Source organism: Serratia sp. 22278 (assembly GCF_052045405.1).
Lineage (GTDB): Bacteria > Pseudomonadota > Gammaproteobacteria > Enterobacterales > Enterobacteriaceae > Serratia > Serratia marcescens.
In genome coordinates this window covers 263,200-281,966 of sequence record NZ_JBQEOW010000004.1, presented here as the reverse complement: position 1 = coordinate 281,966, position 18,767 = coordinate 263,200, and the positions used below count along the sequence as shown (strand labels likewise).

At 59.1% G+C, this 18,767-nt stretch carries 20 protein-coding genes, 1 tRNA gene, 1 pseudogene and 1 riboswitch; of the genes and pseudogenes, 13 read left to right on the top strand and 9 right to left on the bottom strand.

Annotated elements, in window-relative coordinates:
- Positions 1-205 precede the first annotated feature (205 nt).
- On the top strand, positions 206-1,273 hold the full coding sequence (locus ACTJJ6_RS11145; protein ID WP_079450890.1) for a diguanylate cyclase: 1,068 nt from the start codon (positions 206-208) through the stop codon (positions 1,271-1,273).
- Between the two features lies 1 nt (position 1,274).
- Here the strand turns inward: ACTJJ6_RS11145 and ACTJJ6_RS11140 are convergent, their stop codons facing one another.
- Positions 1,275-1,703 (bottom strand): GNAT family N-acetyltransferase, encoded by a 429-nt coding sequence (locus ACTJJ6_RS11140; RefSeq protein ID WP_028128233.1) that lies wholly within the window; start codon positions 1,701-1,703, stop codon positions 1,275-1,277.
- An 83-nt stretch (positions 1,704-1,786) separates the two neighbouring features.
- Positions 1,787-1,849: riboswitch (Fluoride riboswitch) on the top strand.
- 79 nt (positions 1,850-1,928) lie between these two features.
- Here ACTJJ6_RS11140 and crcB point away from each other — a divergent pair.
- The 3 genes from crcB to ACTJJ6_RS11125 all read left to right on the top strand — a co-directional run bounded on the left by crcB (position 1,929) and on the right by ACTJJ6_RS11125 (position 4,395).
- Positions 1,929-2,312 (top strand): fluoride efflux transporter CrcB, encoded by a 384-nt coding sequence (gene crcB, locus ACTJJ6_RS11135; protein ID WP_016928782.1) that lies wholly within the window; start codon positions 1,929-1,931, stop codon positions 2,310-2,312.
- 289 nt (positions 2,313-2,601) lie between these two features.
- A complete protein-coding gene (locus tag ACTJJ6_RS11130; protein WP_016928784.1) occupies positions 2,602-3,198 on the top strand; it encodes a TetR/AcrR family transcriptional regulator in 597 nt (198 codons plus the stop codon).
- Between the two features lie 6 nt (positions 3,199-3,204).
- The gene (locus ACTJJ6_RS11125; protein WP_033641097.1) at positions 3,205-4,395 is read left to right on the top strand and encodes a multidrug effflux MFS transporter; all 1,191 of its coding nucleotides are present in this window, start codon (positions 3,205-3,207) and stop codon (positions 4,393-4,395) included.
- A 57-nt stretch (positions 4,396-4,452) separates the two neighbouring features.
- Here ACTJJ6_RS11125 and cspE read toward each other — a convergent pair whose 3' ends face one another.
- Positions 4,453-4,662 carry a transcription antiterminator/RNA stability regulator CspE gene (cspE, locus tag ACTJJ6_RS11120; RefSeq protein ID WP_004940030.1) on the bottom strand — a complete coding sequence of 70 codons (210 nt, stop codon included), beginning with the start codon at positions 4,660-4,662 and terminating at the stop codon, positions 4,453-4,455.
- A gap of 346 nt (positions 4,663-5,008) precedes the next feature.
- On the opposite strand from cspE, the gene ACTJJ6_RS11115 reads away from it, so the two are divergent.
- From ACTJJ6_RS11115 to ACTJJ6_RS11090, 6 genes are all read left to right on the top strand, one after another.
- A complete protein-coding gene (locus tag ACTJJ6_RS11115) occupies positions 5,009-6,172 on the top strand; it encodes a M20 peptidase aminoacylase family protein (RefSeq protein WP_033641098.1) in 1,164 nt (387 codons plus the stop codon).
- Between the two features lie 189 nt (positions 6,173-6,361).
- A complete protein-coding gene (locus tag ACTJJ6_RS11110) occupies positions 6,362-7,687 on the top strand; it encodes an LLM class flavin-dependent oxidoreductase (RefSeq protein ID WP_440801420.1) in 1,326 nt (441 codons plus the stop codon).
- A gap of 26 nt (positions 7,688-7,713) precedes the next feature.
- Entirely contained in the window at positions 7,714-8,634 is a 921-nt protein-coding gene (locus ACTJJ6_RS11105) for an ABC transporter substrate-binding protein (RefSeq protein ID WP_004940036.1), read from the top strand.
- A gap of 9 nt (positions 8,635-8,643) precedes the next feature.
- The gene (locus ACTJJ6_RS11100) at positions 8,644-9,171 is read left to right on the top strand and encodes a GNAT family N-acetyltransferase (protein WP_016928789.1); all 528 of its coding nucleotides are present in this window, start codon (positions 8,644-8,646) and stop codon (positions 9,169-9,171) included.
- Positions 9,172-9,202: 31 nt separating this feature from the next.
- A complete protein-coding gene (locus tag ACTJJ6_RS11095) occupies positions 9,203-10,090 on the top strand; it encodes an amino acid ABC transporter permease (protein ID WP_004940038.1) in 888 nt (295 codons plus the stop codon).
- Between the two features lie 9 nt (positions 10,091-10,099).
- Positions 10,100-10,927: an amino acid ABC transporter ATP-binding protein gene (locus ACTJJ6_RS11090; protein ID WP_015376924.1), complete on the top strand. Its 828-nt coding sequence runs from the start codon at positions 10,100-10,102 to the stop codon at positions 10,925-10,927.
- Positions 10,928-10,963: 36 nt separating this feature from the next.
- Here the strand turns inward: ACTJJ6_RS11090 and ACTJJ6_RS11085 are convergent, their stop codons facing one another.
- The gene (locus ACTJJ6_RS11085) at positions 10,964-11,473 is read right to left on the bottom strand and encodes a VOC family protein (protein WP_016928790.1); all 510 of its coding nucleotides are present in this window, start codon (positions 11,471-11,473) and stop codon (positions 10,964-10,966) included.
- Between the two features lie 166 nt (positions 11,474-11,639).
- Here ACTJJ6_RS11085 and ACTJJ6_RS11080 point away from each other — a divergent pair, with 166 nt between their 5' ends.
- On the top strand, positions 11,640-12,119 hold the full coding sequence (locus ACTJJ6_RS11080) for a cold-shock protein (protein ID WP_016928791.1): 480 nt from the start codon (positions 11,640-11,642) through the stop codon (positions 12,117-12,119).
- A 24-nt stretch (positions 12,120-12,143) separates the two neighbouring features.
- Here ACTJJ6_RS11080 and ACTJJ6_RS11075 read toward each other — a convergent pair whose 3' ends face one another.
- The 4 genes from ACTJJ6_RS11075 to ACTJJ6_RS11060 form a co-directional block, all read right to left on the bottom strand.
- Complete coding sequence (locus tag ACTJJ6_RS11075) at positions 12,144-13,592, bottom strand: sensor domain-containing diguanylate cyclase (protein WP_033634293.1); 1,449 nt, start codon at positions 13,590-13,592, stop codon at positions 12,144-12,146.
- A 630-nt stretch (positions 13,593-14,222) separates the two neighbouring features.
- A complete protein-coding gene (locus ACTJJ6_RS11070) occupies positions 14,223-14,774 on the bottom strand; it encodes a flavodoxin family protein (RefSeq protein ID WP_004940045.1) in 552 nt (183 codons plus the stop codon).
- A 324-nt stretch (positions 14,775-15,098) separates the two neighbouring features.
- Positions 15,099-16,631, bottom strand: coding sequence for a glycosyltransferase family 39 protein (locus ACTJJ6_RS11065; protein ID WP_016928794.1), 1,533 nt, complete (start codon positions 16,629-16,631; stop codon positions 15,099-15,101).
- Positions 16,632-16,756: 125 nt separating this feature from the next.
- Positions 16,757-16,900, bottom strand: a complete 144-nt coding sequence (locus ACTJJ6_RS11060) for a hypothetical protein (RefSeq protein ID WP_185976506.1) — start codon at positions 16,898-16,900, stop codon at positions 16,757-16,759.
- 356 nt (positions 16,901-17,256) lie between these two features.
- Here ACTJJ6_RS11060 and ACTJJ6_RS11055 point away from each other — a divergent pair, with 356 nt between their 5' ends.
- Positions 17,257-17,568, top strand: coding sequence for a MoaF-related domain-containing protein (locus ACTJJ6_RS11055; RefSeq protein ID WP_115435688.1), 312 nt, complete (start codon positions 17,257-17,259; stop codon positions 17,566-17,568).
- Positions 17,569-17,756: 188 nt separating this feature from the next.
- A pseudogene (locus ACTJJ6_RS11050) lies at positions 17,757-17,989 on the top strand (tyrosine-type recombinase/integrase); the annotation flags it as partial.
- Positions 17,990-18,013: 24 nt separating this feature from the next.
- Here the strand turns inward: ACTJJ6_RS11050 and ACTJJ6_RS11045 are convergent.
- A tRNA-Arg gene (locus ACTJJ6_RS11045) sits at positions 18,014-18,090 on the bottom strand.
- 412 nt (positions 18,091-18,502) lie between these two features.
- A complete protein-coding gene (locus tag ACTJJ6_RS11040) occupies positions 18,503-18,712 on the bottom strand; it encodes a hypothetical protein (protein ID WP_028128232.1) in 210 nt (69 codons plus the stop codon).
- Positions 18,713-18,767: the final 55 nt, after the last annotated feature.

The window sequence follows — 18,767 nt, the reverse complement described above, 5'->3', positions numbered from 1 at the left end:
TCATAGAGCGCTGCGTGAACAGCGAGAAAAACTGACCTTGCCTGCGAATATTTAGCGACTTTCCTTCGGCTCGCACAACCGCAACATGTAACAGAGTGAGATCCGTCGCAGGAATGCCACGCGCCCCCGCGGTGTGAATCCAAGACTATTCTTAGTTTATCACCCGCATGCTACGCTGCCGTGATGCCTATCAGGGAGATGCCGGATGTATATTGCTCCACCCATTTTCGATGCCCGAAAATCCGGCCTCAGCTTCGCCAAACGCACCTATCTGCCCCGCGTCGCCGGTCTGGGGCTCGGCTTTATCTGCGTTTGCGCCGCGCTCTACCCCTTGGCTCCGCCCACGGCGGTCTGGCTATTGCTGGCCTTTCACGGCTTTCTCTGGCCGCATCTCGCCTATCGGCTGGCCTGCCGCGCCAAAGAACCGTTCAAAGCCGAGATCCGCAACCTCTTGATCGACTCCGCCTTCGGCGGCTTCTGGGCGGCGATGATGGCGTTCAACGCGCTGCCCGCCATCGTCATCCTGTCGATGATGAGCATGAACAACATCGCTTCGGCCGGCAAAGCGCTGTTTGTGAAAGGATTGGCCATTCAACTGACCACGGCGATGCTCACCGCCGCGCTGCTCGGCTTCCCGTTTCACCCGCACAGCACGGCGCTGCAAATCTATCTGTGCCTGCCGATGATCTACCTGTATCCGACGCTGCTTGGGCTGGTGACCTACCGCACCGCCAAACGACTGGCGGAAAAGAAACAGGAGCTGCAACGCATCAGCACCCGCGATGGGCTGACCGGCTTATATAACCGCCGCCACTGGGAGCACCTGCTGCATCGCCAGTTCGACAGTTGCCGCCGCTACCAGGATAACGCCACGCTGATTCTGATGGATATCGATCGCTTCAAAACCATCAACGACACCTTCGGCCATGCTTTGGGGGATGAGGCCCTGGCGGCGTTGGCGGAAGAGTTGCTGATCGGCATGCGCAACGTGGATATCGTCGGGCGCTACGGCGGCGACGAGTTTGGCGCGGTGCTGCCGAACACTAACGCTGAACAGGCGGGAATCGTTCTGCGCCGCATCCAGCAGCGGCTGGACGCGGTCAGCTTCAAGGAGGCGCCGCAGCTGCGGCTGCAGATCAGCGCCGGTATCGCTGACTACCACCCCGCGCTGGGCGGCTATCTTGACTGGCTGAAAGCGGCCGACGGCGCGCTCTATCGGGCGAAGCAGAATGGCCGCAACCGGCTGGAAACGGCGGCGCCGCCAGGGGAGTAACTTACTGACTTAATAACTTGGCAAAATACTTCGGCGCTTCGACAAAGCCTTCGCGCCGGTAAAACGCATGCGCCCGCTCGCGACGGCTGTGGCAATGGACTTCCAGCCGATCGCAGCCGCGACGGTGCGCCAGCGCCTCGCCTTCCGCCAGCAGCCGCCGCCCTACGCCCGCGCCGCGCGCCCGATCGTCGACGCAAAAATAGCTGATGCGGCCAATGTCGCCGGCCAACGCCAGCTGCGGCAGGAAATGCAGCGACAATACGCCCAACACCTGCTCCCCGTCCGCCGCCACCAGCAGCGCCTCATCCGGATGCGCCAACAATTGCTGCATTCGCTGCGTCAGAAACGCCTCGGTGCCGGGATAATCCAGCGCCGTCATTAATTCAGCGATAGCGTGCCGGTCGCTCAGACGCGCCGTTCTGATTTCCATCCGTTTTACCTCGCAGAGTGTCGATACTACAAAATAGGCGGCGTTAGGTGTAACATCCACCGGGTGCGGCGAAAAAGGCCGTGCGGCACGCTGGAGATGACATTCCTCCCTAACCGCCTTCACAGGCTGATGATGTCTACGTAACCTCTCGGAGAGAGGCGCGTAGCGTTACGCCTGTCCCTTTCCGAGCCTCGTGAATTTCTCTGATTGAAAGGTAGTTGCCCCATGTTGAGCTCTTTACTGGCCGTATTTATCGGCGGCGGCGTCGGCAGCGTTTTGCGCTGGGCGGTAAGCATGAAAATGAATCCGCTGAACGCCCACATTCCGCTCGGTACGCTGATGGTCAATCTGATCGGCGGTTTTATCATCGGCCTGGCGATGGCGATTTTCACCCGCATGACGCATCTGGATCCCACCTGGAAATTACTGATCACCACCGGGTTCTGCGGCGGCCTGACCACCTTCTCCACCTTTTCGCTGGAGGTGGTATACCTGATGCAGGATGGCCGCTTCGGCTGGGCGCTGGCCAACATGCTGCTCAACCTGGCCGGCTCGCTGGCGATGACGCTGCTGGCCTTTATGCTGGTGATGTGGCTCAACGGGCGCTAAGCCCTTAATGTTTCCTTAATCTTGCATGCGCATAATCTCATCCAGTACCCCTGACTGGATGAGAAACCGCTATGTTTAGCCTGCCGAAAACCGCCGCCGAAGCGATTGCCGTTGCGCTGTGCGTCCTGATCGTCGCCGCCTTTATCAAATCCTACCTGTTCACATAAGCGCCTTTTCCCCGCAGCACGCGTTCATCTTGCGTCTTTCCGGCCGTTTACACTACAATTGAGAATGAACGTTCACACTCAAAAATGTGAACCCGGCTCACGCGTAGCAAAGGATCGGGCAGATGCTCCCCCCCAACGACAGTAAACAGGCCAAAGTGCAGGCTCGCCGCGATCAGATCGTCGAAGCGGCGAAAACCAGCTTTCGCCGCCACGGCTTCCACGCCGCCAGCATGGCGGAGATCGCCCAGGGCTCGCAGCTCAGCGTCGGGCAAATCTATCGCTATTTCGCCAATAAAGACGCGATTATCGAAGAGATCGTCAACCGCATCATCACCAACAAGATGCAGCGGCTGGAAAACCTTGGCGATCACATCAACCTGATCGCCGGCACGTTGGCGGCGCGCACGCTGTTTCAGCAGCCGGGCGAGAGCGAAACCGATCACATGCTGATGCTGGAAGTGACCGCCGAGGCCACGCGCAACCCGGTGGTGGCCAAAATGCTTAGCGATGCGGAAGCGCGGCTGTTTCGCCACGTGTGCCACAATCTGCAGCGGCTGTATCCCCATTTCAGCGCGGAGGAGATCGCCGCGCGGGTGGAGTTTATCGCCGTCATGAGCGAAGGCACCGGTTACCGTATCCTTACCACGCAAAAAGCCGATGCGTCCCTGCTGCGCGATTTGTATCAGCAGGCCATTTCTCACCTGTTCAGGAAATCTTAATCTCCCATGACCAAACACTTAGCCAGACAACGTCTGGTGTACGCCGTCGTGCTTGGCCTGCTGGCCGCGCTGGGGCCGCTGTGCACCGATCTCTATCTGCCCGCCCTGCCGGAAATGGCGGGCGAGCTGAATACCTCTACCGCCGCCGCGCAGCTCAGTCTGACCGCCGGGCTGCTCGGCCTGGGCGTCGGCCAGCTGATTTTTGGCCCTTACAGCGACAAGCTGGGCCGTATGCGCCCGCTGTTGCTGTCGCTGATCCTGCTGCTCGGCGCTTCGCTGTGGTGCGCGCTGGCGCCCACCATCGACCAGCTGCTGATCGCCCGCCTGCTGCAGGGCATCGCCGGCGCCGGCGGCGCGGTGATTTCCCGCGCCATTGCCCGCGATCTGTACGCCGGCCATGAACTGACCCGCTTCTTCGCCCTGCTGATGCTGGTCAACGGCCTGGCGCCGATCGTCGCGCCGGTGCTGGGCGGCGTCATGCTGCAGGTGATGAACTGGCGCGGTATCTTCGGCGTGCTGGCGGCCATCGCCGTACTGCTGTTCAGCCTGTCGGCGTTGAAGCTGCGCGAATCCCTGCCGGTCGAGCGCCGCAGCCAGGGCGGTATCCTGGCGATGCTGATGTCGCTCGGCGGGTTGCTGACCCAGCGCTATTTCATGGGCCTGTGCCTGACACAGGGCTTCGTGATGGCCGGCATGTTCGCCTATATCGGCGCTTCGCCTTTCGTCTTGCAGCAGATCTACGGCCTCAGCCCGCAGATGTTCAGCCTGTGCTTCGCCATTAACGGCGTCGGGCTGATCATTGCGGCGCAACTGGCCAGCCGTCTCAGTTCACGTTGGGGGGAACGCCGGGTATTGAGGGGCGGGTTAACGCTGGCGGCCGTCGCGTCGTTGTTGCTGCTGTTGGCCGCCGCGCTGCATGCGCCGCTGGCCGTGTTGCTGGTGCCGCTGTTCTTCTCGGTGGCGGTGATCGGCATCGTCGGCCCGACCGCCTCTTCACTGGCGATGCAAAGCCAGGGGGACAAAGCGGGCAGCGCCTCGGCCTTGATCGGCGTGTGCATGTTCGCCCTTGGCGCCTGCGCCGTGCCGCTCACCGGGCTGGGCGGCACTTCGGGCCTGTCGATGGCGCTGACCATCGTCGGCTGTTACGCCATCGCCATCCTGCTGTTCAGCCTGTTGGCCCGCCGCAGCGACGCATAACGCGCCCAATAAAAAACCCGCTCAATGAGCGGGTTTTAAGAAATTCAGCTACGCAGCTTAGATAGCAGTAACGTTAGCGGCAGATGGGCCTTTGGCACCGTTCGTGATTTCAAACTCTACACGCTGGCCTTCAGCAAGCGTTTTGAAACCATTGCTAACGATGGCAGAAAAGTGAACGAAAACGTCCTTGCTACCATCTTCCGGAGTAATGAAACCGAAGCCTTTGGATTCATTAAACCACTTAACGCTACCTTTAATCTTAGACATCAAACTTACCTTTAACGTGAATGAAAGACACAAAACCTGTGTCGATTACAGTACAGCAAGCAGGCAGGATTTTGTCCACCACCGCGATCACAGAAATCCGATAAAGAGTGAAAAAATCCGTGTTGCCCGGTGTAAATGCATTGCACCGGTTGCGATACGTTACCGTTCCAGGCCAATCCTCTCCCTGCGCCGGCGAACAACGCGCGAACGCCCAAACCCGCCCGCTGCCCCCAGCGTTGACGCCCCCATGCAGACGCAATCGCTATGAAATATAACCAGATGGTCTTTTTGCTTCTGCGCCCCCTGCACTAGGGTTAGGGTTTATTTCCCACTGTGAGCCAAGCCTATGACCAGCCAGTTGGCAGAAAAGATCATCGCCTATCGGCGTGAGCTGCACCAAAACCCGGAGCTTTCCAATCACGAATTCGCCACCACCGCCCGGCTGACCCGCTGGCTGCAAGAGGCGGGCATTCGTATTCTTCCGTTGGCGCTGAAAACCGGCGTCGTGGCGGAGATCGGCAGCGGCAAAGGGCCGATCATCGCCCTGCGCGGCGACATTGACGCCCTGCCGATCGACGAAATCGCCGACGTGCCCTTCAGCTCGCAAAACAGCGGCGTGATGCACGCCTGCGGCCACGACTTTCACACCTCGGTGATGCTCGGCGCCGCGCACCTGCTCAAAGCGCGTGAGGCCGAGCTGCCCGGTACGGTGCGCATCTTCTTCCAACCGGCGGAAGAGACCTTCAACGGCGCCCGGCACCTGATCGACGCCGGCGCGCTGGATAACGTCGCGGCGGTATTTGGCCTGCATAACGCGCCGGAGCTGCCCACCGGCACCTTCGCCACCCGCGCCGGGCCGTTCTATGCCAACGTCGATCGCTTCCAGATCAGCATCACCGGCAAAGGCGCCCACGCCGCCAAACCGGAACAGGGCGTCGATACCATCGTCACCGCCAGCCAGATCGTCGGCGCGCTGCAGACGCTGCCCAGCCGCAGCTTCAGCTCGCTGGAATCGCTGGTGGTGAGCGTGACGCGCATCGAAGGCGGCAATACCTGGAACGTGCTGCCGCAAACCGTCGAGCTTGAAGGCACGGTGCGCACCCACAGCGACGCGGTGCGCCGCCAGGTGCCGGACAAAATTCGCCAGGTGATCGACGGCGTTGCCGCCGCGCTGGGCGCGCAGGCAGAACTCCACTGGCAGCCGGGGCCGCCGGCGGTGATCAACGACGCCCATTGGGCGGCGTTCAGCAAAACCGTCGCCGCCGAGGCCGGCTACCGGGTCGAAGAGGCGGAGCTGCAAATGGGGGGTGAAGATTTCGCGCTGTATCTGCATCATGTGCCGGGCGTATTCGTCAGCATCGGCTCCGCCAGCGAATTCGGCCTGCATCATCCGCGTTTCAACCCCGATGAACGCGCCCTGTTCCCCGCCGCACAATATTTCACACTGCTGGCGGAACGCACGCTGCAACAGCTCACTACCGCGCCAGAAAAAGCCCTCAGCAACGCCTGAATAACGTGAAAGAGTATTTCCCCGACGCCGCAGATGCCGCGCCGGGGATTATTATTTTCGCTCGCCGTGATATTTGCAGTTTTCAACATTTGAATATGCTGTTTTGTTGTTTTACATCCCGTTGCCGCTCATCAATAGTGGACACATCAGACACCGCGCGCCTTTGCGGCGCATGACAGGATAATCACGATGAGCGACAACGCGAATAATCAACGGCAATTACGGCTGGGCGCCATTCTGCACGGCGCATCGGGAAATATGTCCGCCTGGCGCCACCCGGATGCCACCGCCGACGCCAGCATCAACCTCGAATTTAATATCGCCTCGGCGAAAAAAGCCGAACAGGGGAAATTCGATTTCGTGTTTGTCGCCGATGGGTTATATATCAACGAAAAGTCCATTCCCCATTTTCTTAATCGTTTCGAACCGCTCACCCTGCTGGCCGCGCTGTCCGCCGCCACCGATAAAATCGGCCTGGTGGGCACCCTTTCCACCTCTTACAGCGATCCGTTCACCGTCGCCCGTCAGTTCGCCAGCCTCGACCACCTGAGCAACGGCCGAGCCGGCTGGAACGTGGTGACGTCGCCGCTGGAAGGCTCAGCCAAAAACTTCTCGCGCAAAGAACACCCAGAACACAGCCTGCGTTACCGCATTGCCGGTGAGTTTCTCGACGTCGCCAAAGGGCTGTGGGACTCCTGGGAAGACGATGCCTTCGTGCGCAATAAAGCCAGCGGCGAATTTTTCAGGGCCGGGAAGCTGCACACCCTCAATCACCAGGGGGAGTTCTTCTCGGTGCAGGGGCCGTTGAACATCGGTCGCACGCCGCAGGGTCGCCCGATCCTGTTCCAGGCCGGCGCCTCTGAAGACGGCAAACGGCTGGCGGCCCAACACGCCGATGCGATCTTCACCCATCACGACACGCTGGAGCAGGCGCAGGATTTTTATCAGGACGTGAAGCGGCAACTGGTGGAACAGGGGCGCGAGCCGGACGACCTGCGCATCTTCCAGGGCGTCAGCGTGATCGTCGGCGACGACAACGCGGACGTCGAGCGCCAATACCAGGAGACCGCCCGCCTGGTCAGCATCGAGAACGCCCTCAACTATCTTGGCCGCTACTTCGAACATTACGACTTTTCCCGCCACCCATTGGACGCCCCCTTCCCGGACATCGGCGATCTGGGGCAAAACAGCTTCCGCAGCACCACCGACGCCATCAAGCGCAATGCCCGCGAGCGGAACCTCACGCTGCGCCAGGTGGCGCTGGAAGCCGCTTCGCCGCGCCCGGCGTTCAGCGGCACGCCGGAAGCGGTGGCGGACGGCCTGCAACGCTGGTTCGACGGCGAAGCCGCCGACGGCTTCATCATCAGCGGCGGCACGCCCAACGCCTTCGGCCACTTCGTCGATCGGGTGGTGCCCATCCTGCAACAACGTGGCCTGTTCCGCCGGGCGTACCATGGCGACACGCTGCGCGAGCACCTGGGCCTGACGCGCCCGTTGAACAGATTCACCCAATAATAAGAACGCTGTCAGGGATACCCGCTATGCAAAAAACCGTTACCGCCGCCCTCGTGGCGGCCTTGCTGAGCCTGACCGGCGCCGCGCAGGCGGGCACCGGCATCGATTTACAGGCCAATGAAACCCCGATCCATGCGCCGAAAAACCCGCAGGCGATCGCCAAATTGCCGGCCGATTTCCACTTCGTGAAGCCGGGCCAATTCACCGTTGCAATCGCCGCGCTCAACACGCCGCCGCTGGCGCTGTTCGCCGCCGACAACCGGCGGCTTATCGGCAGCGAAGTGGATATCGCGCAACTGGTGGCCGACAGCCTGGGCCTGGAGCTGAACGTAGTGCAAACCTCGTGGGAAGACTGGCCGCTGGGGGTAGTTTCCGGCAAGTATGACGCGGCCATCACCAACGTCACCGTGACCAAAGAACGCAAAACCCGCTTCGACTTCGCCACCTACCGCATCGACTCGCTCGGCTTTTACGTCAAAACCGGCGGCAAGATCGCAACGATCAAACAGCCTGCCGATATCGCCGGATTAAAGATCATCGTCGGTTCCGGCACCAATCAGGAAGCAATTTTGCTGGCGTGGGACAAACAGAATCGGCAACAGGGGCTCAAACCCTTCCAGCCGATCTACGTGACCGACGATGCGGCCGCCACGCTGGCGATCCAGTCCGGCCGGGCCGATGCCTACTTCGGGCCGAACGTGCTGGGCGCCTATAAGGCGGCGTTGAACGGCCGCACCCGGCTGGCGGGCACGGTGGAAGGCGGCTGGCCCAAGGCGGCGCACATCGCCGTCACCACCCGTAAAGGCAATGGCCTGGTGCAGGCGGTGAATGAAGCGCTGAACGGCGCGATCCGCGGCGGACAGTACGATCAGGTGCTCAACCGCTGGGGCGAGAGCGTCGAACGCCTTGCGCAGTCGGAAATCAACCCGCCCGGCCTGGGCGATTAGGAGCGTGCGATGACGCAAGACACTTTCATTCAGACGCTGCCGACCGATCCGCTGATCGCCCCGGTGATCGAGGGGCTATTCGGCGAATATCGTCAGCGCTACGGCGACTATTTTGGTGACCAGGAACCGGAACCGCTGGACCTGTATGCACCGCCGCAAGGGGCCTTCATCGTGCTGCTGCGCGCCGGTGCGCCGATCGCCATGGGCGCTTTCAAACGCTATGACGGGCAAACCGCCGAGCTGAAGCGCATCTGGACCCGGGGCGATCTGCGCCGCCAGGGCCTGGCGCAGCGGGTGTTGCAGCAGTTGGAAACGCTGGCGCTGGCGCAGGGGTATCGCCGGCTCTACCTGACCACCGGCTTTCGCCAGCCCGAAGCGGTGGGCCTGTACCTGAGCAACGGTTACCAGCCGCAGTTCGATCCCACCGTTGACAGCGAGGTTTACAGCCGCCCGCCCTACGATGGCCGCCTGCCGTTCCGCAAAAGCCTGATTGCAGAGGACGCGTGTTGTTGCGCGTCAGAAAGGAAAATCGCCTAAACCCCCTTTATCTGTAGTCAGGAGACATGACATGTCCAAACAAGAAGTCTTGAAAGTGGTGCCCGCCCGCTATCCGCTGCGGCTGATCGGCGCCCTGTTCTCGCTGTTTATTCTGGCCGCCATCGTGCAATCGGTGGCGGGCAACGCGCGCTGGGAATGGGGCGTGTTCGCCGAGTGGTTCTTCGCCCCGGCGGTGCTGGCGGGGCTGGGACAGACCCTGCTGCTGACGCTGCTCGGCACGTTGTTCAGCATCCTGTTCGGCACCCTGCTGGCGCTGGCGCGGCTGTCGCGCTCTTACCTGTTGGCGTCGCTGGCCTGGGGGTATATCTGGCTGTTTCGCTCGCTGCCGCTGATCCTGGTGCTGATCATCCTGTATAACTTTTCCTATCTGTACGACGCCATCTCGCTGGGCATTCCCTTTACCTCGGTGGTGTTCGCCAGTTACCCGACCATCGACATCCTCGGCCAGTTCGCCGTGGCGGTGCTGGGCCTGACGCTGGTGCAGTCCGCCTACACCGCCGAGATCATCCGCGGCGGCATTCTGGGCGTGGATTACGGCCAGCACGAGGCGGCGGCGGCGCTGGGCCTGCCGGGCTATCGCCGCACCTTCCGCATTATTCTGCCGCAGGCGCTGCGCTCCATTATTCCGACCGGCTTCAACGAGATCATCAGCCTGGCGAAAGGCACCTCGATCGTTTACGTGCTGGCGCTGCCGGAGCTGTTTTACACCATCCAGGTGATCTATAACCGCACTCAGCAGGTGATACCGCTGCTGATGGTCGCCACCGTCTGGTATCTGTTCATCACCACCGCGCTGTCGGTGATCCAATACTACATCGAGCGCTATTTTGCTCGGGGCGCGGTGCGCGAACTGCCGCCGACGCCCTGGCAGAAACTGGCCGGCTGGCTAAAACGTTAGGAGACCCGCATGTCTGAAGCCATTGATTATTACGCCTTGCCCGAACAGCCGGCGCGCAATCTCACCCCGGTGCCGGCGCGCGGCCTGATCGAAATCAGCAACGTCAGCAAGTTTTTCGGCAAACACAAGGCGCTGGACGACGTCAGCCTGACGCTGCAGCCGGGCACCGTAACCGTGATCCTCGGGCCTTCCGGCTCCGGCAAATCGACGCTGCTGCGGGCGATCAACCATCTGGAGCGCGTGGACGAAGGCTTTATCCGCATCGACGGCGACTACGTCGGTTACCGCCGCAAGGGCAACCGGCTGTACGAGCTGAAGGAAAAGGCCATTCTCCGGCAGCGCATCAACGTCGGCTACGTGTTCCAAAACTTCAACCTGTTCCCGCACCTGACGGTGCTGGAAAACATCATCGAAGCGCCGGTGGTGCACAAAATTCACTCCCGCGAACGGGCGAAGGCGGTGGCCTATGAACTTCTGGATACCGTCGGGCTGCGCCACAAGGCGGATGCCTACCCGCGCCACCTCTCCGGTGGCCAGCAGCAGCGCATCGCCATCGCGCGCGCGCTGGCGCTGAACCCGAAGGTGATCCTGTTCGATGAGCCGACCTCCGCGCTCGATCCCGAGCTGGTCGGCGAAGTGCTGGACGTGATTAAGGGATTGGCAGATCTGGGCGTCACGCTGGTGGTAGTCACGCATGAAATCGGCTTTGCGCGCGAAGCGGCGGATCGGGTGGTGTTTATGGTCGACGGGCAGATCGTCGAACAGGGCGACGCCAGGCAGGTGCTGGCTCAGCCGCAGCACCCGCGCACCGTTAACTTCCTCAACAAAGTGCTGTGATCGTCGGGGCGCCGCAGCGCCCCGCACCTGATCCGCTTACAGGCCGGCGAAACGCCGCTTCTCGGCGGCGAAATCCAGCGGGCGAATTCCCTGCCGGTTTTTATCCTCTTCGGTCAGCAGCGCCGGCGGAATAAACCAGGTCACCTCAAACAGCAGTCCGTCCGGATCGTGGCCATAAATGCTTTTGTGTACGCCGTGATCCTCTTCCAGCCCGAGAATGCCGCGTTCGGCCAGCTGGTGACGAATGCGCTCCAGCTCTTCCAGACTGTCCACTTCCCAGGCCAGATGGTACAGCCCGGCCGGTGGCTCATGCTCTGCCGGCGGCTCGTTGTTGGCGCGAAACACCCCGGCGCGCTGCTGGCCCAGATTCTTGCTGAACAGCGCCAAATCGTGATCGTTGTCTGAATCGGCGGCCTGGGTAAATACCGCCCGGTCGGGGCTGTCGGACGGCTTCAGCTTGAAGCCCAAAACCTGATGATAAAAGTCGGCGCTCTGCCGCACATCGCTGACATACAGCACGGCGTGATTGAGACGTTTGATGCCCATCGATATTCCTTTTTCGCATTGAATGAAGTCAGCATGAACATAGCATGTGGGGGGAAAGCCGCTAAATGCCGTTATCGCATGACTAAATGCCGCCCGCGCAATCTGTCGCTGCAAGGCATTCCGCGCTATCATAAGCGCTGTATTGATCCCTTTTGTGAGAATAGCGATGAACGGCAAGATAACGACTTTTTTTGAAGACAAAGGCTTCGGCTTTATTACCGACGAGAACGGAGAAAATCGTTATTTTCACGTGATTAAAGTGCAGAATCCGGAGCTGATTAAGAAAAACGCGGCGGTGACCTTCGAACCGACCAATAACACCAAAGGTCCGTCGGCTTATGCGGTCAAAGTGTTGGCGCCCAGCAAATACATCATCATCGCCAATGAAAGAATCAAGATCACCAGCATCAAGTCTTTCAATACCTTCACCAAGGAAGTGCCGGTCAAAGCCGATGTGGATAAAGAGAACACCGTGCTGTCGGTCGGCCTGCTGATGAATCGCATTCGCCCGCAGTCAGAAGAGCAGGCACAGGCCATGCAAACGCTGCGCATGCTGACCATCACCACTTTCCAGAACACCACCCATACCTTCTCCGAGCACGAGATCGACATGGATGAAACCATCAAGGCGCTGAAAAGCCTGTAAGCAACGGTTGCCCGGCGTCGAGCCCTAACGGAACAGGATATGCTCGACGCTGTTGCCGTTCACCACGTTGAACGACTCCACCCGATTACGCCCCTGCGATTTGGCGCGATACAGCGCGATATCCGCCATGTTCATCAGTTGCTCCAGCGATTTCACTTCGTTCATCGCCAGGCTGGCGACGCCGACGCTGATGGTGATTTTCAACGTCTGCTTGCCTTCCACCTGCAGCGCCGTCTGCTCCACCAGCCGGCGCAAATGTTCCCCCAACGCCACGCCCTGCGCCGCCAACGCGCGCGGCAGCATGATGGCGAACTCTTCCCCGCCCAGGCGGCCGAACAGCTGATCGTGCCGCAGCTCGCGCCGCACGATGTGCGCAAACGACGCCAAAACCTGATCGCCGGCGCTGTGGCCGTGCGTATCGTTGATCTGCTTGAAATGATCAATGTCGATCAGCAACAGCGACACCGCCTCTTTGGAGCGATGTTTATGCTCCAGCAGCTCGCCCGCTTTACGCGTCATCGCGCTGCGCGCCAGCACGCCGGTCAAAAAATCGTGGTTGGCGCTGTGCTCCAGACGCCGCATCAGCTTGCGGTTGGCGGCGATAGAGCTGGCGAGGATCAGCGGCCCCATCACCAGCATGGCGATGCCCAATCGGGCGGACATCAGCGTATCGAGGAAGGCGTTGTGGTTGTTCGGCGTTTCATACAGCATCAGGTTGGCGGAAATGCTGCTGATCTCGGTCATGCCGGTCAATAGCGTCAGCAACGTCACGGGGAACAGCTGGTAGCGCACCGCGCACCACAGCAGCGCCGGGATCGGGAAGGCGATAGCACCCGGCCCGCCGATATAGACGCTGAACACCAGCGACAGCAGCAGCGCCAGCAGCGGCAGGCAACCTTGCAAACGCCAACGCACCTGCATGCGCAACAGTTGCTTCAGCCGCGGCGCCGCCATCAGCACCGGCAACAGCAGCAAGGTCGTCGAGAACTGCTCACTGAACCAGGCCAGCCAGGCGATCACCACCGTGTTGTTATAGAGGCTGTCATTACGCAGCACCGACAGCGTCGACGCCACCGCCGCACCGGCCAAACTGGCGCTGAACATATAGAGTATCGCCTGGGGCTTGCCCATGCGCCGTTGAGATTGGGGCAGCATCAGCATGATGCCGTAACCGACGGCGATCAGCGACATGTTGCAGGCGTTCAGCCACAGCGCCAGGGACCAGCCTTCGCCGGTAATGAGATCGGCGACTATCATGCCCAGATAGGTGGTAAGCCAGCCGAGCGGCGTGGCGTAAATGGGTTTGCGCAGCAGCAGACCGAGCAGAATCGCATTCACCGGCCAAAATAAGGAAAGCGAGCCAATTGGCCGGCTAAGAATACCCACCAGGGAAAGTAAAAAGGCCAGCATGAAAAGATTGATCAGCTGAACCGTTAGCGGCAGGCCATGCCTGGCGTTTATTCTGGCGTTCATCGCCTCGCCCATATTTTGCTAATAACCAGAATAATAATGTGCATACTCGCTCGCCCGGCCAGTGAGGGATAGTCAATCCGAATTTCAACCAAAAAAGCCAGACAAATCAATAATAAAAAACATTAACATTTAATTAACAGACTTTTCTTAGCCTGAGGCGGCCGCGGCGGGAACCCCCCGCATAGCGTCAGCAAATAATACCTACTCTGCTGTCAGCATAGCGCATGGCGTAATAGGCCGCCGACGGCGTTAATTACATTAATAAGTTTATGGTTATTGGTCATTAAATGATGTTTGAATCACTGCGCGATTATTTTCCTGCAACTGGGCCGCCTGTGCAATAACAACCCAAAAAAAGCCCGCATGAAGCGGGCTTGCTTGAACAACAGCAAATCGACAGTTACGACACGGCCATGCATTGCATGACCATGCTGACGCGCAGTATAGCGGCGAAAGCTTAAGCAGACCTTAGCAACAAAAAACCCGGCCTAGGAACCGGGAATATTTGTACGAAATGCAGTGTTAGCCCAAGCAGGCTAATAACATTTCGCAGATTACACGCCAATTGTGCAGAGAAAATGAACGCGGCATCCGTTCAACCGCACCGCCGTCCCATCTACGCGATAGGTATTACGCCAGTTTGGCGGCAAAGCCCGCTACGCGCTGACCATAGAGCTTGGCGGTCGCCAGATCGCCCGACAGCATCTCATCCACGCCGGCATCCGCCGGGGTCTGCACCAGCAGCCCCACCGAACCGCCCAGGTTATTGACGTCGGTGCGCTGCGCCGATTTGGTGTTGGCCGGCAGCAGCCCCAGGCTGACCCACAGGCCGCCATGTTGCGAAGCCAGCGTCTGCAGCGCGATCAGCGTCACCTGCTTGTCGCCGTTCAGGCTGGCGCTGTTGGTAAAGCCGCCGAACACTTTGTCTTGCCACTTGCGGCCGAACCAGGCTTTGGAGCTGGCGTCGGCGAATTTCTTGAACTGCCAGGATGGGCCGCCCATATAGGTCGGCGAGCCAAAGATGATGGCGTCCGCCTCATCCAGCGTCTGCCAGGCTTCGTCGCTGATATCGCCGTTCTGATCGATGGCGATCAATTCCGCCCCGGCGCCTTCCGCCACCACTTTCGCCAAACGCTCGGTATGGCCGTAGCCGGAATGAAACACCACTACTGTCTTCGCCATAGAAATTCTCCACTCATTGCACAAAGGCGCCGACGGCGCCCCTCTCGCGTTCAATCTAATCAAGCGCGCAGCGACTGAATACCGAATAAAACTGACGGTGTTATTCAAAAAAATCGCGTTACCCCGCCAAGCATACACAGATAAAAAAAATCCCGCACAAGGCGGGATAAACTTAACAGGGATGGGGTAATACACTACAGGGAATGGATAACACACAACATCATCGGGTAGAGCTACAGTACCAATCTCAATGTATAGAACTGTCATCCCCGCGTAAGTTTGCTCAGCCAGATGTAACGCCGAATGGGAAATATGACATTTTACTCAACGCACCACGAACAGGCGCGACTCAAAACCGCCGCTCTTGAAGGTAGCGGTGTTGACCCAACCCGGCGGCGAACGGCCGAAGTCCTGGTTGAAATCGCCGCCGCTGACCAGCCAAATCCGGCGATGGCCTTTCGATAAGGCGCTGAGCTTATCGACGTAGGTCTGCGCCGCCCGATCGTGGAAAAAGGTACCGAAACCATAGGCATTGGGCTTACCCGAGATGCCGTTGGGCCTGGCCGGCGTGTACAGCAAGGCGCGATAACCCTTCTTGTTGTAATACACATAACTCAGGTAGTTGAACATGTTGCTGACCACCACCGCATCGTTGAGCTGATAGTGGCTGTTGATGTAGTGCACCATCACCTTGAACTCATCTTTCTCGACCGGGTAATCGTTACGCACACCGCAACCGAACAACAAACTGAAGAACAGCAGCAAAGAGATCCCGCGCACTCGGCTTTTCGTTCTGGCGATCAGCACACCCAACACCAACGGGATGCCGAGCGCGGCCGAATAGAGGTAGCGATCGACAAACAGCGGCGAGCGCCAGGAAATGGCGAAGACCAGCGTCACCGGGATCAGAATCCCGCCAAGCAACAACAGAGAGAATGTTCTCGGCGTCTCCCGCCGCCACAGCAGCAATGAACACAACGCGACAAACATCGCCGGCAACAGCCAGAGAATGGCCATGGGATAGTTGCTGCCATCATGCCCAGTGAGAAAACGCCAATACATCGCCGGCAGATCGCCCCAGGAAACCCGAGGGATCCAACCGACGTCGCCGCCGACCCGCAGTTCGGCGATATGCGCCAGCAGATTGAACAGCGCCAGCAGCCAGGGAATGTAGGCCATCCCGATCGCCGCATTGGCCAACCACCACGCCGGCCGTTTGATGTAACGTTCGCCTTCGCGGCGGCACGACAGCGCCAGCAGCACCATCCAGTGAGCGATCAGCGTGAAAATCGTGAAGTAATGGGTATAAAAGCTTAGCGTCATCACTAACGCATACAGCGCCAGATAACGGCGGTTATCCGGCGTTTTCAGCCACTTCGCCAACGCCATGGCGGCGGCGATCGCCAGCAGCCCCATCAGCGCATACATGCGCGCCTCCTGGCTGTAGCGCACCGCCATCGGCATGATCGCCATCAGCCATCCCGCGATCAGCGCCGCCCGCTCATTGGCCAGCCAACGGGTAAAGCGCATCGCCAGCGCCACCGTCATCACGCCGAACACCAGACTCAGCGAGCGGGCCGCCAGAATGCCGTCGCCAAACAGCGCCATCCAGCCATGCAGCAGCAGGTAATAAAACGGCGGGTGAACATCGAAGGAAGCGTGATAGAGCAAAGCGCCCACATCGTAACGGCTGGTCAGCACGCTGGAGGCTTCATCGCACCAAAAATACCTGTCCGTTAAGGAAATAGACCGTACGAGCGCCGAAAACGCCACGATCGCCAACGCATAATGTTTGTAACCGATGCCCTTTAAGCCGTTGTTGCTCAAAGAAACATTCGATGCCTGCTGCAGTGACATAACCGCATTCCGCCCAAAAGAACCACACAATGTGGAGACGCAGCGTCATCATTGCCGACGGCGGGTAAATGGCGGGTAAATCAGTGCGAAAAATTCGGCGCAGTCCCCTTCAGGGCGCACGGCCCTCAGCGAATTTCAACGCTGATATCCGGGTAGGCCTTCTCGCCGTCGCTGAGGTAATGCCCCAGTGCCCGATATGCCATAACGTACAGCATGGCGGCGGCGCACAGGCACAGCAAGGTCACGAGCAGGAATCTGGATTTGCGCACGATAGGCTCCATGGGGAAATTTTCACCTATTGTAGCGTGACAAACTAAACGAAGGTTCAATGCCGCTTGCCGTTTCCTGTGACCGCGTTCGGTGCCTGGCAAAGACCCGTCACTTAAACCCCACTGTCCCCGCAGTGAACAGTAACCAGCCGCCCGTCCTCTTTATGAACAAAAAGAGAAAAGTGAATTGCCCGCCGGTCCCTTTTTCCACCGATGCGCCCTCTCTACTATTTATTGGCCCTATCCAGCCGCTTAACGCTCAGTTGGCTGACCTCACTCCCGTCTTAGGCACGAGTGATTCGGGATAGCAGCGTGCTTCACCGCCGCTTTTACGACACATTAAAGGAGTTGCGACAATGGCTGTAAAATTTCCTTATGCCGGTCAATCTTTTACCATCAAGATGGACAATGGTCTCGAAGTTAAAAACGCCTACCATGCCAGTGAAAACACCATTACCGTTGAGTTTCTAAACGGAGAGCTTCGCGGAACCATTATGAATGTGCCTTTCCAGTGGCGTTCATTGGCTGACGGCTATTTCATGATTTCCTGGCAAGAGTCCGATAAAAATACCGTTGTTCACTGCGATAATTTCGAAAAAAACATTTCTTATGCTTACTACACAACGATGAGTGGAGATTTTTACGTGATGGAAGGGAAAATGCTTTAATTTACTTCAGCGCCTTTAATCCTTTACGCATATTAATTGCCGCTCTATCAAATAGCCTATCCTTTAGCGTGGCCATTTTTATGACTTTCTCATATCGCTCCCACATGACGCAAAAAACGGCCGCAGCCGTTTTTTAAATCAAGCCGTCAGGATAATCCCCAGAGTTGGGGCATTTCTTCAACATGTAGATAACTGATTTCCGCTTTCACGATCTGCGGCATACGTGGGCAAGCTGGTTGGTTCAGGCAGCGCCCCACTTTCGGCACTTCAGGAAATGGGAGGCTGGGAGAGCATTGAAATGGTACAGCGATACGCACACCTTGCACCTAACCATCTCACTGAGCATGCGAGGCAAATTGATGCGATTTTCGGAGGTTTAGTCCCAAATTTGTCCCATGATGAAATTGGGAAGACTGGTTAAAAGGCATAACTCATTGATACTTAATGGCACGCCCTATAGGATTCGAACCTATGACCTACGGCTTAGAAGGCCGTTGCTCTATCCAACTGAGCTAAGGGCGCATTGAGATGCGGCAACCTGCGGCTGCGGGTTGGGATTATACGGTCAGAGGTTAGCGAGTCAATGCCTTTTCATGACGTTACGACGGCGGCCGTGCTTTATGGCGTTTTTTCCGCCAGCGCCCGCGCGGCGAGGGTTCTCGTCAACCGGCGCCGTTATGCTGAACCAGGCCAACGCCTACGTAAATCGGCGTGCGCTCAGCCTCTTGCCGTCCACCGCCCCGCCGCAGACAAAGGCGCGTAGACTGCACCACTGCGGCAATGTCCCCCCAATCGGCATGCTCAATCACCCGTGTGTTGCAAGTCGCCGTCACGCTTTCAACCCATGCGGCGTCAGGGCGCGCGCTGTTTAAAGAAGCCTGGCTCCATGGCGCCCAAAGCAGCCATAGCGTGCAGCCTACCCATGCGCAGCCGTTCATGCGCACAGCTTCCGCCACAGCGCGCTCAGGCGTACCCGCCACGACGGCGCCGCTTCGCGCCGGCCGAGCTGATGCAACGCCGTCAGCTGCGCGCCGTCCGCCGGGTGCAGCGAAGAATCGAACACCGTCTCGCCAACGTGCTTAGGCTGCGCCGGTTGCTGATCAGGCTGATGATGCAACGGATAAAGCCGGGTTATCGCTCTCATGCTCCTGCCCTCTTTCGCCCTGTGTATGGCCCCAGCGTATGCAAATGCCGGTAAA

Coding starts and splice junctions, on each gene's coding strand:
- ACTJJ6_RS11145 (WP_079450890.1), top strand. CDS start 206: ATGTATATTGCTCCACCCATTTTCGATGCCCGAAAATCCGGCCTCAGC.
- ACTJJ6_RS11140 (WP_028128233.1), bottom strand. CDS start 1,703: ATGGAAATCAGAACGGCGCGTCTGAGCGACCGGCACGCTATCGCTGAA.
- crcB (WP_016928782.1), top strand. CDS start 1,929: ATGTTGAGCTCTTTACTGGCCGTATTTATCGGCGGCGGCGTCGGCAGC.
- ACTJJ6_RS11130 (WP_016928784.1), top strand. CDS start 2,602: ATGCTCCCCCCCAACGACAGTAAACAGGCCAAAGTGCAGGCTCGCCGC.
- ACTJJ6_RS11125 (WP_033641097.1), top strand. CDS start 3,205: ATGACCAAACACTTAGCCAGACAACGTCTGGTGTACGCCGTCGTGCTT.
- cspE (WP_004940030.1), bottom strand. CDS start 4,662: ATGTCTAAGATTAAAGGTAGCGTTAAGTGGTTTAATGAATCCAAAGGC.
- ACTJJ6_RS11115 (WP_033641098.1), top strand. CDS start 5,009: ATGACCAGCCAGTTGGCAGAAAAGATCATCGCCTATCGGCGTGAGCTG.
- ACTJJ6_RS11110 (WP_440801420.1), top strand. CDS start 6,362: ATGAGCGACAACGCGAATAATCAACGGCAATTACGGCTGGGCGCCATT.
- ACTJJ6_RS11105 (WP_004940036.1), top strand. CDS start 7,714: ATGCAAAAAACCGTTACCGCCGCCCTCGTGGCGGCCTTGCTGAGCCTG.
- ACTJJ6_RS11100 (WP_016928789.1), top strand. CDS start 8,644: ATGACGCAAGACACTTTCATTCAGACGCTGCCGACCGATCCGCTGATC.
- ACTJJ6_RS11095 (WP_004940038.1), top strand. CDS start 9,203: ATGTCCAAACAAGAAGTCTTGAAAGTGGTGCCCGCCCGCTATCCGCTG.
- ACTJJ6_RS11090 (WP_015376924.1), top strand. CDS start 10,100: ATGTCTGAAGCCATTGATTATTACGCCTTGCCCGAACAGCCGGCGCGC.
- ACTJJ6_RS11085 (WP_016928790.1), bottom strand. CDS start 11,473: ATGGGCATCAAACGTCTCAATCACGCCGTGCTGTATGTCAGCGATGTG.
- ACTJJ6_RS11080 (WP_016928791.1), top strand. CDS start 11,640: ATGAACGGCAAGATAACGACTTTTTTTGAAGACAAAGGCTTCGGCTTT.
- ACTJJ6_RS11075 (WP_033634293.1), bottom strand. CDS start 13,592: ATGAACGCCAGAATAAACGCCAGGCATGGCCTGCCGCTAACGGTTCAG.
- ACTJJ6_RS11070 (WP_004940045.1), bottom strand. CDS start 14,774: ATGGCGAAGACAGTAGTGGTGTTTCATTCCGGCTACGGCCATACCGAG.
- ACTJJ6_RS11065 (WP_016928794.1), bottom strand. CDS start 16,631: ATGTCACTGCAGCAGGCATCGAATGTTTCTTTGAGCAACAACGGCTTA.
- ACTJJ6_RS11055 (WP_115435688.1), top strand. CDS start 17,257: ATGGCTGTAAAATTTCCTTATGCCGGTCAATCTTTTACCATCAAGATG.
- ACTJJ6_RS11040 (WP_028128232.1), bottom strand. CDS start 18,712: ATGAGAGCGATAACCCGGCTTTATCCGTTGCATCATCAGCCTGATCAG.